The organism is Bradyrhizobium sp. SRL28 (assembly GCF_018596315.1).
In the GTDB taxonomy this organism is placed as follows: Bacteria; Pseudomonadota; Alphaproteobacteria; order Rhizobiales; family Xanthobacteraceae; genus Bradyrhizobium.
Genome location: NZ_JAHEAG010000002.1, coordinates 79442 through 93165, shown reverse-complemented (window position 1 = coordinate 93165; position 13724 = coordinate 79442). Strand labels below are relative to the sequence as shown.

General features: G+C 61.6%; 11 protein-coding genes. 9 read left to right on the top strand and 2 right to left on the bottom strand.

What is annotated here, in order from left to right:
• Positions 1-10 precede the first annotated feature (10 nt).
• Together KIP88_RS04805 and KIP88_RS04800 are read right to left on the bottom strand one after the other, a co-directional pair.
• Positions 11-859, bottom strand: coding sequence for an IclR family transcriptional regulator (locus KIP88_RS04805; protein WP_214486721.1), 849 nt, complete (start codon positions 857-859; stop codon positions 11-13).
• A gap of 121 nt (positions 860-980) precedes the next feature.
• Positions 981-3146, bottom strand: coding sequence for an acetate--CoA ligase family protein (locus KIP88_RS04800; protein ID WP_214486720.1), 2166 nt, complete (start codon positions 3144-3146; stop codon positions 981-983).
• Positions 3147-3363: 217 nt separating this feature from the next.
• Here KIP88_RS04800 and KIP88_RS04795 point away from each other — a divergent pair, with 217 nt between their 5' ends.
• The 9 genes from KIP88_RS04795 (at position 3364) to KIP88_RS04755 (ending at position 13664) form a co-directional block, all read left to right on the top strand.
• Positions 3364-4059, top strand: coding sequence for a GntR family transcriptional regulator (locus KIP88_RS04795; protein ID WP_249790581.1), 696 nt, complete (start codon positions 3364-3366; stop codon positions 4057-4059).
• 65 nt (positions 4060-4124) lie between these two features.
• Positions 4125-5855, top strand: coding sequence for an oxalyl-CoA decarboxylase (oxc, locus tag KIP88_RS04790; protein ID WP_214486718.1), 1731 nt, complete (start codon positions 4125-4127; stop codon positions 5853-5855).
• Between the two features lie 159 nt (positions 5856-6014).
• Positions 6015-7292 (top strand): formyl-CoA transferase, encoded by a 1278-nt coding sequence (gene frc / locus KIP88_RS04785; RefSeq protein ID WP_214486717.1) that lies wholly within the window; start codon positions 6015-6017, stop codon positions 7290-7292.
• 202 nt (positions 7293-7494) lie between these two features.
• Positions 7495-7632: a hypothetical protein gene (locus KIP88_RS04780; RefSeq protein ID WP_214486716.1), complete on the top strand. Its 138-nt coding sequence runs from the start codon at positions 7495-7497 to the stop codon at positions 7630-7632.
• 522 nt (positions 7633-8154) lie between these two features.
• Positions 8155-9168 carry a tripartite tricarboxylate transporter substrate binding protein gene (locus tag KIP88_RS04775; RefSeq protein ID WP_214486715.1) on the top strand — a complete coding sequence of 338 codons (1014 nt, stop codon included), beginning with the start codon at positions 8155-8157 and terminating at the stop codon, positions 9166-9168.
• 83 nt (positions 9169-9251) lie between these two features.
• Positions 9252-9749: a tripartite tricarboxylate transporter TctB family protein gene (locus KIP88_RS04770; protein WP_214486714.1), complete on the top strand. Its 498-nt coding sequence runs from the start codon at positions 9252-9254 to the stop codon at positions 9747-9749.
• 26 nt (positions 9750-9775) lie between these two features.
• The gene (locus KIP88_RS04765) at positions 9776-11275 is read left to right on the top strand and encodes a tripartite tricarboxylate transporter permease (RefSeq protein WP_214486713.1); all 1500 of its coding nucleotides are present in this window, start codon (positions 9776-9778) and stop codon (positions 11273-11275) included.
• A 388-nt stretch (positions 11276-11663) separates the two neighbouring features.
• Positions 11664-12959, top strand: coding sequence for an oxalate/formate MFS antiporter (gene oxlT, locus KIP88_RS04760; protein WP_214486712.1), 1296 nt, complete (start codon positions 11664-11666; stop codon positions 12957-12959).
• A gap of 273 nt (positions 12960-13232) precedes the next feature.
• Positions 13233-13664 carry a CBS domain-containing protein gene (locus tag KIP88_RS04755; RefSeq protein ID WP_214486711.1) on the top strand — a complete coding sequence of 144 codons (432 nt, stop codon included), beginning with the start codon at positions 13233-13235 and terminating at the stop codon, positions 13662-13664.
• Positions 13665-13724 lie beyond the last annotated feature (60 nt).

Sequence of the window (13724 nt, the reverse complement as noted above, 5' to 3'; positions counted from 1 at the left end):
AATACTCCGCTCAGGAAGATTTCGCCGCAGGCATCACGCCGCCGAGCGCGACCGTCAGCTCGGCCGCGACGTCGCGCACGATTTTTCCGATCTCGGGCACACGGTCCTCGGTGACGCGCGAGGTCATGCCAGAGACGGAAATTGCCGCCAGCGGCTCGCTGCAGTCGCTGTAGACGACGGCGGCAACGCAGCGCAGCCCCATGCGCGCCTCCTCATCGTCGACCGCATAGCCCTGGCGTCGGATCACCTCGAGCTCCCGGAACAGCTCGCCCGGCCGCACGATCGACTTCTCCGTCAGACGCGGCATGCCCTGGCGGCGGATGATGGCGTTGACGTCAGCATCGGAGTAGGTGGCGAGCACGGCCTTGCCGACGCCGGAAGCTACCATGGCGACGCGGCCACCGACCTTGGTCAGCGAGCGCATGATCTCGCGGCTTTCCATGCGGGTCAGGACGATGATGGATTCGTCATCGACCACGGCGAGATTGGCAGTTTCACGGGTCAGATCCCGCAGCTTGCGCAAATACGGCATCGCCTGCGCCGTAAAATTGCGGCGGCGGGTGAAGGTGGCGCCGACCGCAAAGCTCTGCGCGCCGACATGCCATTTCGATTCGGTGCGGTCGAACTGGACGAAGCGGCGTTTCTCCAGCGTCGCCAGCAGGCGGTGCACGGTCGAGGTCGAGAGCCCGGTGCGGACGGCGAGATCGGTCAGCCGATAGCCTTCGTCGTCTTCGGCCAGCACTTCGATGATGGAGAGCGCGCGGTCGACCGACTGGACGCCGCCATCCCTGGCATCGGAATCATTGTCGGCGCCGGATTTCGGCTCGACCGGTTTACGCCGGATCACGTTTCGCTTCATCGCGACCTGCCTCTATCGGGTATCAGACCGTGAGCCGCTGAATTCCTGGCAATTTCGCTTCTTGTCGAGCGTCAAAAGAAAATGCCGCCTCGGCGAACCGAAGCGGCATGGGTCGTTCAGCTCAGAGCAGGCCCGCGCCGCGCGCCCACTTGTACTTGGCGCCCAGCACCTCGACCGGCAGTTCGGTCGAATAGGCATAGGCCGGGATGCCGTTCTGGTAGAGATATTCGGCGGCTTCCTCGACCTCGACGTCGCCGGCGAGCGAGGCGACGATCGGCTTCACGAAGCCCTTCGCCTCCATCTCCTTCTTCACCTCGACCATGTTGCGGGCGAACACCATCGGCGGCGTCACGATCGTGTGCCAGTAGCCGAGGATCAGCGAATGAATCCGCTCGTCCGACAGGCCAAGCTTGACCGTGTTGACATAGGTGATCGGCGGCTCGCCGCCGGTGATATCAACCGGATTTCCGGCCGCGCCGAACGGCGGAATGAACTTGCGGAACGCGGCGTCGAGGTCCGGCGGCATCGTCATCAGCGACAGGCCGTTATCCACAACCGAGTCCGAGAGCAACACGCCGGAGCCGCCCGCGCCTGTGATGATCAGGATGTTCTCACCCTTCGGCGTCGGCAGCACCGGCACGCCGCGCGCGAATTCGAGCAATTGCCGCAAGCTGCGGGCGCGGATCACGCCGGACTGGGCGAACACGTCCTCGTAGATCTTGTCGTTGCCGGCAAGCGCGCCGGTATGCGACGAGGCAGCCTTGGCGCCCGCGGAAGTGCGGCCCGCCTTCAGCACCACCACCGGCTTCTTCTTGGAGACGCGCTTGGCGGCCTCCGCGAAGGCACGGCCGTCTTTCAGGTCTTCGCAGTGCTGCGCGATGATCGCGGTGTTCGGGTCCTGCTCGAAGAAGGCGAGCAGATCGTCTTCGTCGATGTCGGACTTGTTGCCGAGGCCGACGATCGCGGAGACGCCCATCTTGGCGGAGCGCGAGAAGCCGATGATCGCCATGCCGATGCCGCCGGACTGCGACGACAGCGCCGCCGAACCCTTGACGTCATAGGCGGTGCAGAACGTGGCGCAGAGATTGGCCGGCGTATAATAGAAGCCGTAGATGTTCGGCCCCATCAGGCGGATGTTGTACTTCTTGCCGACCTCGACGATTTCTGCCTGCAATTCGGGGGCGCCCGCTTCGGCAAAGCCCGACGGAATCAGAACGGCGCCTGGAATTTTCTTCTCGCCGCATTCGGCCAGTGCGCCTGCGACGAACTTCGCGGGGATCGCAAACACCGCCGTGTCGATCACGCCGGGCACGTCCTTGACGCTCTTGTAGGCCTTGTAGCCCAGGATCTCGGCGGCCTTCGGGTGGATCGGATAGATCTCGCCTTTATAGCCGCCATTTATCAGGTTCTTCATCACGGAGTTGCCGATCTTGCCGTCCTCGGCGGAGGCGCCGATCACGGCCACACCCACCGGCTGCATGATGCGGTTCATCGCGGCAACGATTTCTTCGGTCGGGCGCGGCGCCGGGCGCGGCTTGTAATCGAAGTCGACGACGATGCGCACGTCGGCGGCGATCGCGTCCTTCTTGGTGGCGAATACGGGATTGAGGTCGAGTTCGACGATTTCGGGGAAGTCGCTGACGAGCTGCGACACTTTGACAATGATGTCGGCGAGCGCCTCGCGAGAGACCGGATCGCCGCCGCGCACGCCCTTCAGCATGTCATGGGCCTGGATGCCGTCGAGCATCGACAGCGCGTCGTCCTTGGTCGCGGGCGCCAGGCGGAAAGTGATGTCCTTGAGAATCTCGACCAGCACGCCGCCGAGGCCGAACGCCACCAGCTTGCCGAACGAGCCGTCGGTGATGGAGCCGACGATGACCTCGGTGCCGCCGGCCAGCATCTGCTGGACCTGGATGCCCTCGATCTTGGCGTCAGCCTTATACTTCTTGGCGTTGGCGAGGATGGTCTCGTAGGTCTTTTCCGCATCAGCCGCGGTCTTGACGCCGACCACGACGCCGCCGGCTTCGGTCTTGTGGAGAATGTCCGGCGAGACGATCTTCATCACAACTGGGAAGCCCATGCCCGTTGCGAGCTTGGCCGCCTCGGCGGCGGACTTCGCCACACCTTCTTGGGGAACCGGGATGCCGTAGGCGTCGCAAACCACCTTGCCTTCCGGCGCGGTGAGGCTGGTGCGCTTTTCAGCCTTCACCGTATTGAGCACCTGGCGGACAGCCTCTTTGGCGCTGGGCTCGACGATCTTGCGGGCCGCATCTGCAGAATTTGACATTGGCTTCCTCCTGGGGCTAATTTTATGGCATTTGGTATGCCAGAGATCAGATTGTCAAGTCAAAGTATCGCGCAGAAACATCGAAAACATAGGCATCTTGACATTCTGGTATTTGGTATGCCAAAAATATTCGAGCATTTCTTCTGCTAAGAAGACGTCTCCAACAGGGAGGAGACGAGTCGTGCCCGAACGAAAACAAACCAAGGCGCCGCCTGTCATGGCTGAGGCAGATATTGCAATCGTCCGGATTGCACCCGAGACGAGCTTCAAGAACAAGGCCTACGAGGCCTTGAAGGAAGCTATTCTCAAGATGGACATCTATGCGACGCCCGAGCAGGTGATGCTCGACGAGCGCGCGCTGTCCGAACGCCTCGGCGTCAGCCGCACCCCTATTCGCGAAGCCATCGCGATGCTGGAACAGGACGGCTTCGTCAAAACCGTGCCGCGCCGCGGCATCGTGGTGGTCCGCCGCACCAAGCTCGAGATCGTCGACATGATCCGCGCCTGGGCCGCGCTCGAAAGCATGGCCGCACGCCTGATCACGACCACCGCGCGCAAGAAGGACATCACGGCGCTGCGTGATTTCTTCAAGGATTTTGGCAAGGATCGCCTGCCGCAGGATCATGTCGAGGAATACTCCAAGGCCAATATCGCGTTCCATCAGGCGCTGATCTCGCTGTCCGAGTCGCCCGTGCTGGTGGATATGACCAACGACATCCTGCTGCATGTGCGCGGCTACCGGCAATTGACCATCGGACGGAAGGACCGCACCGCGACCTCCCTGCCCGAGCATCTGGCGATCATCGAGGCGCTGGAAGCACGCGACACCGAACTCGCCGAGAAACGTGCGCGCGACCACACGCTGGGCCTTGCCGCCTACGTCGAAGCGCACGGACAGGAACTGTTTAACTAGACGTACCTTCGCACCAGAAGACGACGAAAAATCGTCCGAACCAGAACGATCAGGGAGATGAGCCCATGCTGAATACCGCGACCAAGTCCGAAGCACCGGGCACCGAGCAAGAGCTGACGGATGGCTTCCATCTCGTCATCGACGCACTCAAGCTCAACGGCATCAACACCATCTATGGTGTGCCGGGCATCCCGATCACGGATCTTGGACGCATGATGCAGGCCGAGGGCATTCGCGTGCTCTCGTTCCGCCACGAGCAGAATGCCGGCTACGCCGCTTCCATTGCCGGCTACCTGACCAAGAAACCGGGCGTCTGCCTCACCGTTTCGGCGCCCGGCTTTCTCAACGGCCTCACGGCGCTGGCCCACGCCACCACCAACTGCTTCCCGATGATCCTGATTTCGGGCTCCTCCGAGCGCGAGATCGTCGACCTGCAGCAGGGCGACTATGAGGAGATGGACCAGCTTGCGATCGCCAAGCCGCTCTGCAAGGCGGCCTTCCGCGTCCTGCACGCCGCCGACATCGGCATCGGCCTGGCGCGCGCGATCCGTGCCGCCGTCTCGGGCCGCCCGGGCGGCGTTTATCTCGACCTGCCGGCAAAACTTTTCGGCCAGGTGATGGACGCGGCTGCCGGCGCGAAGTCGCTGGTGAAGGTGATCGACGCAGCGCCCGCCCAGATCCCTGCCCCGTCAGCCGTCAAACGCGCGCTCGACGTGCTCAAGGGTGCGAAACGCCCCCTCATCATTCTCGGCAAGGGTGCGGCCTATGCGCAGGCCGACGACGAGATCCGCGCCTTCGTGGAAAAGACCGGCGCACCGTTCCTGCAGATGAGCATGGCCAAGGGCCTGCTGCCCGACACGCATGCGCAATCGGCGGGAGCTGCGCGCTCCACCGTGCTGAAGGACGCCGACGTCGTCATGCTGATCGGCGCCCGCCTCAACTGGCTGCTGTCGCACGGCAAGGGCAAGACCTGGGGCGACGCCCCGAAGAAATTCATCCAGATCGACATCGAGCCGAAGGAAATGGATTCCAACGTCGAGATCGTGGCTCCCGTGGTCGGCGATATCGGCTCCTGCGTCTCCGCGCTGCTCGAGGGCATGGGCGGCAGCTGGTCCGCCGCGCCGGCCGACTGGGTCAATACCGTCAACAAGAAGCGTGACGACAACGTCGCCAAGATGGCGCCGAAGCTGATGAGCAACGCCTCGCCGATGGATTATCACGGCGCGCTCGGCGCACTGCGCACCATCATCAAGGAGCGCCCCGACGCCATCCTCGTCAACGAAGGCGCCAACACGCTCGACCTCGCCCGCGGCGTCATCGACATGTACAAGCCGCGCAAGCGCCTCGACGTCGGCACCTGGGGCGTGATGGGCATCGGCATGGGCTATTCGATCGCGGCCGCCGTCGAAACCGGCAAGCCGGTGCTCGCGATCGAGGGTGACTCGGCCTTCGGTTTCTCCGGCATGGAGATCGAGACCATCTGCCGCTACCAGCTTCCGATCTGCATCGTCATCTTCAACAATGACGGCATCTATCGCGGCACCGACGTCAATGCGGGCGGTTCGGACCCGGCGACGACGGTATTCGTCAAGGGCTCGCGCTACGACAAGATGATGGAAGCCTTCGGCGGCGTCGGCATCAACGCCACCTCGCCCGACGAGCTGAAGCGCGCCGTCAACGCCGCGATGGATTCCGGCAAGCCGACGCTCATCAATGCCGTGATCGATCCGGCGGCCGGCTCCGAGAGCGGCCGCATCGGCAACCTCAATCCGCAAAGCGTTTTGAAGAAGAAGTGAACATATCAACCCATCGGCGTCATTCCCCGCGCAGGCGGGGAATCCAGTAACCGCCGAACTATCGTGTGACGAAGGCTGTGCCCGACTGAACCGACGGTGATTACTGGATGCCCGCCTTCGCGGGCATGACGGCAACAGATAGTAAGAGGAGAGAACCATATGTCTAAGGCGCTCAAGGGCGTTCGCATTCTCGATTTCACCCACGTTCAGTCGGGCCCGACCTGCACGCAATTGCTGGCCTGGTTCGGCGCCGACGTGATCAAGGTCGAGCGCCCCGGCGTCGGCGACATCACGCGTGGCCAGCTGCAGGACATTCCCAATGTGGACAGCCTGTATTTCACCATGCTCAACCACAACAAGCGCTCGATCACGCTCGACACCAAGAACCCCAAGGGCAAGGAAGTCCTGACCGCGCTGATCAAGACCTGCGACGTGCTGGTCGAAAACTTCGGCCCCGGCGTGCTCGACCGCATGGGCTTCCCCTGGGAGAAGATCCACGCCATCAACCCGAAGATGATCGTGGCCTCGATCAAGGGTTTTGGCCCGGGGCCTTACGAAGACTGCAAGGTCTATGAGAACGTCGCCCAGTGCACCGGCGGCGCGGCCTCCACCACCGGCTTCCGCGACGGCCTGCCGCTCGTCACCGGCGCACAGATCGGCGACAGCGGCACCGGGTTGCATCTCGCGCTCGGCATCGTCACCGCGCTCTTCCAGCGCACCATGACCGGCCAGGGCCAGAAGGTCACCGCCGCGATGCAGGACGGAGTTCTGAACCTCGCGCGCGTCAAACTGCGCGACCAGCAGCGCCTCGCCCATGGTCCGCTCAGGGAATACAGCCAGTTCGGCGAAGGCATTCCGTTCGGCGATGCCGTGCCGCGTGCCGGCAACGATTCCGGCGGCGGTCAGCCCGGCCGCATCCTCAAGTGCAAGGGCTGGGAGACCGATCCCAACGCCTACATCTACTTCATCACCCAGGCGCCGGTGTGGGAGAAGATCTGCGACGTCATCGGCGAGCCCACCTGGAAGACCGATTCGAACTACGCCAAGCCGGCGGCCCGCCTGCCGCGGCTCAACGAGATCTTCGCCCGCATCGAACAGTGGACGATGACCAAGACAAAATTCGAGGCGATGGAAATCCTCAACAAGGACGACATCCCCTGCGGCCCGATCCTGTCGATGAAGGAGATCGCCGAAGACCAGTCGCTGCGCGCGACCGGCACGGTGGTCGAGGTCGATCATCCGACCCGCGGCAAGTACGTTTCGGTCGGCAATCCGATCAAGCTGTCGGACTCACCGAGCGAGGTGACGCGTTCGCCGCTGCTCGGCGAGCACACCGACGAGATCCTGCGCCAGGTGCTCGGCTTCAGCGATCACCAGGTGGCCGAAATCCACGATTCCGGCGCGCTCGATCCGCCGCGCAAGCAGGCGGCCGAATAAGCCGGTTTGTACTCAGGATACAAAGGCCGCCGGGTTCCGGCGGCCTTTTGCTGTCTGGAATGCCACTTTCGTCAACTTTGCTGCAATGCAAACCGCCAATTGCTGCTATGCAAACAACTCTGTTGTAGCTGGCATCTGGCATACCTAGATTGTTCCCAGACCACGCAGCGGAATGGTTCCGCGCCAAGAAAAGGGGACAAACATGTCCAAGACTGCGCCCATCAGCCTCCTGCCCTCCAGCACCCTGTTCGGCCGTCTGATGGCTTCCATCGACCGCCTGCTGACCGCCAGCAGCCGCATCGCCGTCCGCAATGGCGATCTCCCCTATTTCGGTCTTTGAGCCTGAAAATACAGGGTTTCTGCGCACAGGCGCGATCCGGCTAACGACCCGACCTTTGATGATTTCGACTAATGGCCCCGGCTTCCGGGGCCATTTTTTGTGCGCAACCAGCCGCCGGCCTTTACCACCATCTGCGACAAATCAGCCGGGGGGACATTCGGATGCAATATCCAGTTGCTTCCTGGCATATCGCATACAAAGATGCGTTCCGCAGCGCTCGGAACAAACAGCGCGCTTTGGGAGGTAGGCCGTGCAGTCCAAAGGGACAGTCAGGGCGATGGGGCGGAAGGCGCGGACGTTGTCGCGCGTCGCTTCCCGTATTCCAAAACTTCACAATTGGCCGAAAGGAGCGGATGCCGCACCTGAAGGTCCCTCCTACAATTCGAGCTTGCAATCGTCGCGCCAATGGAACCGTTGCAGTGTGACGGTCTTGAGTGCGAGAACGCCCGCATGGGACGCTCGGAATGAATGACCAAGCCGGCAACAGACCGGCGTAACGACAATTGGATGGGAGTGAAACAAATGAAACATGCTGCACATACTGCGTTGGGGGCACTTGCCGCGTTATGCACGGTCGGGATTTCGGTCCCTGCAATCGCCGCTTGGGAGCCGGTACGCCCCGTCGAATTCATCGTTCCTGCCGGCACCGGCGGCGGCGCCGACCAGATGGCTCGGACGATCCAGGGCATCGTCACCAAGCACAGTCTGATGAAGCAGCCGCTCGTCGTCATCAACAAGTCGGGCGGCGCCGGCGGTGAAGGCTTCCTCGACCTCAAGGGATCGGGCGGAAATCCGCACAAGATCATCATCACGCTTTCCAACCTCTTCACCACCCCTCTTGCCACCGGCATCCCGTTCAACTGGAAAGATCTCACTCCGGTAACGATGCTGGCGCTCGATGAGTTCGTGCTGTGGGTGAACGCCGAAAAACCGTACAAGACGGCGAAAGAGTATATCGATGCCGTGAAGGCCGCGCCTGCCGGCTCCATGAAGATGGGCGGTACCGGCTCGAAGCAGGAAGACCAGATCATTACGGTCGCGGTCGAGAAAGCCACCGGCAGCAAGTTCACCTACATTCCCTACAAGGGCGGCGGCGAAGTCGCCGTTCAGCTCGTCGGCAACCATGTCGATTCCACCGTCAACAATCCGATTGAGGCCGTCGCCCAATGGCGCGGTGGCAAGCTGCGTCCGCTTTGCGTGTTCGACGCGCAGCCGATGAGTTATGACGAGCAGGTCGCTGACGGCAAGAGCTGGAAGGACATTCCCACCTGCAAGTCGCAGGGCCTCGACATGGAATATTTGATGCTGCGCGGCATCTTCATGTCGCCCAGGGCGACGAAGGACCAGATCGAGTACTACGTCGAGCTGTTCAAGAAGGTTCGCGCCACGCCCGAGTGGCAGGACTTCATGAAGAGCGGCGCGTTCAACACGACCTCTCTGACCGGGGCCGAGTATGCCAAGTGGGTCGAGGTCGAGGAGAAGCGTCACGAGGCGCTGATGAAGGACGCCGGCTTCCTTGCGGCCGCAGGAAACTGAGCGAAAAGAACGATTGACCTAGTACGACCGCAACCCCGATGCCGGGCCCCAGGGCCACAGGCCCGGTTTCGCATGGAGTTTTGATGACCACAGGCAGCTCAAGCAACACCGGCCCCACCCACAAGCTGGTGGAGGCAGGGGTCACGCTCTTGATCGCCCTCTTCGGCGTGATCGTGATCGTCGGCAGCATGAAGGCCGGCATCAACTGGGGAGCGGAAGGCCCCCGCGCCGGCTTCTTTCCGTTCTACATCGGAATCTTTATCGTCGCGTCCAGCGCGATAAACCTTTGGAACGGATTGCGCGAAGACAATGACGATCTGTTCGCGGAATGGGGACAGCTTCGCCAGGTCTTGAGCGTCGTCGTTCCGACCGCGATCTATGTCGGCGTCATGCCGTTCATCGGGCTGTACCTCGCCTCGATGGTCTTCATCGCATGGTTCATGCGATGGCTCGGCAAGTATCCCTGGCTAACCGTGCTGGCGATCTCGCTCGGCATGCCCATCGTCACCTACTTCATTTTCGAGCGCTGGTTCATGGTCCCGCTTCCCAAGGGACCGATTGAAGAGTGGCTCGGTCTGTAAATTACTCGCAAAGCAGGATCTCGGGGATGGAAGAACTCGTCAATCTTTTTCACGGCTTTGCGGTAGCGCTGCAGCCTTTCAACATCATGGTGATGGTGCTCGGCATTGTGCTCGGCGTCCTGATCGGTGTGCTTCCGGGGCTGGGCGGCGCCAATGGCGTGGCGATCCTGCTGCCGCTCACGTTCAGCATGCCGCCGACATCGGCCATCATCATGCTGTCCTGTATCTATTGGGGCGCGTTGTTTGGCGGAGCCATCACCTCGATTCTATTCAACATACCCGGCGAACCATGGTCGGTGGCGACGACGTTCGACGGCTATCCGATGGCGCAGCAGGGCAAGGCCGGTGAAGCTTTGACGGCGGCCTTCACCTCGTCGTTCGTGGGCGCCCTGTTCGCCGTGATCATGATCACGCTGGTCGCGCCGTTGGTCGCAAGCTTTGCGCTGCAATTCGGGCCAGCCGAGAAATTCGCGGTTTACTTTCTGGCATTCTGCAGTTTTGTCGGCTTGAGCAAGGAGCCGCCCTTCAAAACCATTGCGGCGATGATGATCGGCTTTGCGCTTGCCGCCGTCGGTCTCGACTCCATCACCGGACAGCTCCGGCTGACATTCGGCGTTACCCACCTGCTCAACGGGTTCGACTTCCTCATCGCCGTCATCGGACTGTTCGGCATCGGCGAGATCCTGCTGACGATGGAGGAAGGGCTCGCCTTCCGCGGCGGCAGCGCCAAGATCAATTTGCGGGTGGTGCTGCAGACCTGGAAGGAGTTGCCAAAATACTGGGTGACCTCGATACGCTCCTGCGTGATCGGTTGCTGGATGGGCATCACGCCGGCCGGCGCAACGCCGGCCTCCTTCATGAGCTACGGCATCGCCAAGCGGGTGTCGAAGAACGGCAGCAATTTCGGCAAGGGAGAAGTCGAAGGCGTGGTTGCTCCGGAGACCGCGGCGCACGCTGCCGGCACCGCGGCGCTGCTGCCGATGCTTTCGCTCGGCGTGCCGGGCTCTCCGACGGCGGCGGTGTTGCTCGGCGGCCTCCTGATCTGGGGCCTGCAGCCCGGGCCGATGCTGTTTGTCGAACAGAAGGAATTCGTCTGGGGTCTGATCGCCTCGATGTATCTCGGCAATCTCGTCGGCCTGATCGTCGTGTTGACCTGCGTGCCGGTCTTCGCGGCCATCCTGCGCGTCCCCTTCAGCATCATCGCGCCACTCATCCTGGTGCTGTGCGCGATCGGCGCCTATTCGGTCCACAGCTCTACGTTCGACGTGGTGTTGATGCTGGTGTTCGGCGTGATCGGTTACCTGCTCAAGAAGTGCAACTATCCCCTCGCCCCGCTGGTGCTGGCCATCGTGCTCGGCGACAAGGCGGAAGAGGCATTCCGGCAGTCGCTGCTGGGATCCCAGGGCTCGCTCGGCATCTTCTTTTCCAACACGCTGGTCAGCTCGATCATGATCCTGGGATTGATTGCGCTGTTCTGGTCGGTGATCCAGCAGGGCTATACCCGGCTGCGCGCCGCCACTGCCTGAGGGAGCAAAGCGCCATCGCAGGAGCGACCAAGGTCCGTAAGCCTGAATAGAAATGCGAGGCGCATTTCAGGCGCTTTCCAACTACCTAAGAGTCGTGATGGCCGGGGCAAAACTGTCCCGGCCATCAACTTTTTTTGACACTGGCATATCAGGCTCGAAAAAAGCGCAAGCTCATGATGGAACACGGCGATCAGCGCCTAGCGAATAATTTCTTTTTTATTTCAGCTCCTTAAAGCGCGGCTTGATACCGCCGCTCTGATGATCGCCTTTGCAGCAGCAACAGGAAATGCGACAATCTGGCAAGATTCCTCTTGTCTACTGGCATAACATATACCAAGCTGCCCTCTTGAGCTGTCGGGTATTGGATAGAACAGCCTATGGAGGGAAAATGACGGACACAGTGCACGGAGCAGCCCCCGTCGCGGCGGCCCGAGTAAGCGACGCTTATCGCTGGACCCAATTGGCCATCGGCGTCGCCGCAATGGTGATGATCGCCAATTATCAATATGGTTGGACTTTCTTCGTCCCGGACATCCAGCAGAAATTCGGATGGGATCGCGCGTCGATCCAGTGGGCATTTACGCTCTTCGTGCTGTTCGAGACCTGGCTGGTGCCGGTCGAGGGATGGTTCGTCGATAAATACGGCCCGCGCATCGTCGTCCTCGTCGGCGGCATCCTCTGCGCCGTCGGATGGGCAATCAACGCCCAGGCGACCACCCTCAACGGCTTCTATCTCGGCATGATCATCGCAGGCATCGGCGCCGGTGGCGTGTACGGCACCTGTGTCGGCAACGCGCTGAAATGGTTTCCCGACAAGCGCGGCCTCGCTGCCGGTATCACCGCCGCCGGATTCGGCGCGGGCTCGGCGCTGACGGTCGCGCCGATCCAGGCGATGATCAAGGACTCCGGCTTCCAGACCACCTTCCTCTATTTCGGTCTCGGCCAGGGCATCATCATCGTGATCCTCGCCTTCTTCATGTTCTCGCCGAAATCCGGACAGGTGCCTGCGGTGACGCAGAACGCCAACATCATCCAGACCCGGCGCAATTATCAGCCGACCGAAGTGATCCGTCAGCCGATCTTCTGGCTGATGTATTTCATGTTCGTGATCGTCGGCGCCGGCGGATTGATGGTCACCGCCAACCTCAAGCCGATCGCGGTGGACTGGAAGGTCGACAGCGTGCCCGTGACGCTGATGGCGGTGACGATGACGGCAGTGACGTTCGCCGCCACCATCGATCGCGTCCTCAACGGCCTGACCCGCCCCTTCTTCGGCTGGATCTCCGACATGATCGGCCGCGAGAACACCATGTTCATCGCGTTCGGCATGGAAGGCATTGGCATCTGGGGCCTCTACATGCTGGGCCACGATCCCGTGTGGTTCGTGCTGCTGTCGGGATTTGTGTTCTTTGCCTGGGGCGAGATCTACTCCCTCTTCCCGTCGACCTGCACCGACACCTTCGGCGCCAAGTTCGCGACCACCAATGCCGGCCTGCTCTACACCGCAAAGGGCACCGCGGCGCTGCTGGTACCGGTGGCGAACTACATGCAGCAGTCTTCGGGCACGTGGGACACCGTGTTCATCGTCGCGGCGGGTGCGAATATCCTGGCCTCGGTGCTGGCGATCGCGGTGCTGAAGCCCTGGCGCAAGGTAGTGGTCGCCAAGTCGCAGATTGCGGCCTGATCCGAACCGGATCGGTTGTTCGAAAGAAGCGCGCTCATCCCATGGGATGGGCGCGTTTTCTTTTGCTAGGACGGCTTCTGGTATACCTGAGCGCTTTTTGGATCGCTTCAGACGACGACAACCCACTCCTCCGGCCAGAACGCTGCGTTCAAGAACGTCAGTAATACTGCCTATTTATCTTCTTTCCGGCGAAAGATTTCGCCTATCAATCGTGTTGACAATTGGCATTATGTATACCAGACTTGAGGTAACAATTCACCCAAGGAGGTCGCCATGCAAGTCGGAGATATTCTGCGCAAGAAAACCGCCCGTGTCGCAACGGTTCGCATGAACGAGACCGTCGCCATTGCCGCCCAACTGATGCGCTCCAGCAATATCAGCGCGCTGGTGGTGAAAGATGTGGTGCGCACCGAAGGCAACACGGCAGTCGGCATGTTCACCGAACGCGACGTGGTGCGCGCCATCGCCGAGCACGGCACGGCCGGGGTGAACATGCGCGTTTCGCAATTCATTTCGGTACAGCAGCTCGTCTCCTGCACGTCGACGGATACGCTCGAGCATGTCCGCCACCTCATGAGCAAGCATCACATCCGCCACGTGCCGGTGATCGATAATTACAGCCTGATCGGCGTCATCAGCATTCGCGATATCTTCAACGCATTCGACGACGAAGCAACGCCCTTCAATCTGGCCGCGTCGGCCTGACCGGTCGCTTCGAACTTCGCCGGCATTCCTTGGGGTTGCACCCCCAGGGAAGACGGTATC

Coding starts and splice junctions, on each gene's coding strand:
- KIP88_RS04805 (WP_214486721.1), bottom strand. CDS start 859: ATGAAGCGAAACGTGATCCGGCGTAAACCGGTCGAGCCGAAATCCGGC.
- KIP88_RS04765 (WP_214486713.1), top strand. CDS start 9,776: ATGGAAGAACTCGTCAATCTTTTTCACGGCTTTGCGGTAGCGCTGCAG.
- frc (WP_214486717.1), top strand. CDS start 6,015: ATGTCTAAGGCGCTCAAGGGCGTTCGCATTCTCGATTTCACCCACGTT.
- KIP88_RS04800 (WP_214486720.1), bottom strand. CDS start 3,146: ATGTCAAATTCTGCAGATGCGGCCCGCAAGATCGTCGAGCCCAGCGCC.
- oxc (WP_214486718.1), top strand. CDS start 4,125: ATGCTGAATACCGCGACCAAGTCCGAAGCACCGGGCACCGAGCAAGAG.
- KIP88_RS04795 (WP_249790581.1), top strand. CDS start 3,364: ATGGCTGAGGCAGATATTGCAATCGTCCGGATTGCACCCGAGACGAGC.
- KIP88_RS04775 (WP_214486715.1), top strand. CDS start 8,155: ATGAAACATGCTGCACATACTGCGTTGGGGGCACTTGCCGCGTTATGC.
- KIP88_RS04755 (WP_214486711.1), top strand. CDS start 13,233: ATGCAAGTCGGAGATATTCTGCGCAAGAAAACCGCCCGTGTCGCAACG.
- KIP88_RS04770 (WP_214486714.1), top strand. CDS start 9,252: ATGACCACAGGCAGCTCAAGCAACACCGGCCCCACCCACAAGCTGGTG.
- oxlT (WP_214486712.1), top strand. CDS start 11,664: ATGACGGACACAGTGCACGGAGCAGCCCCCGTCGCGGCGGCCCGAGTA.
- KIP88_RS04780 (WP_214486716.1), top strand. CDS start 7,495: ATGTCCAAGACTGCGCCCATCAGCCTCCTGCCCTCCAGCACCCTGTTC.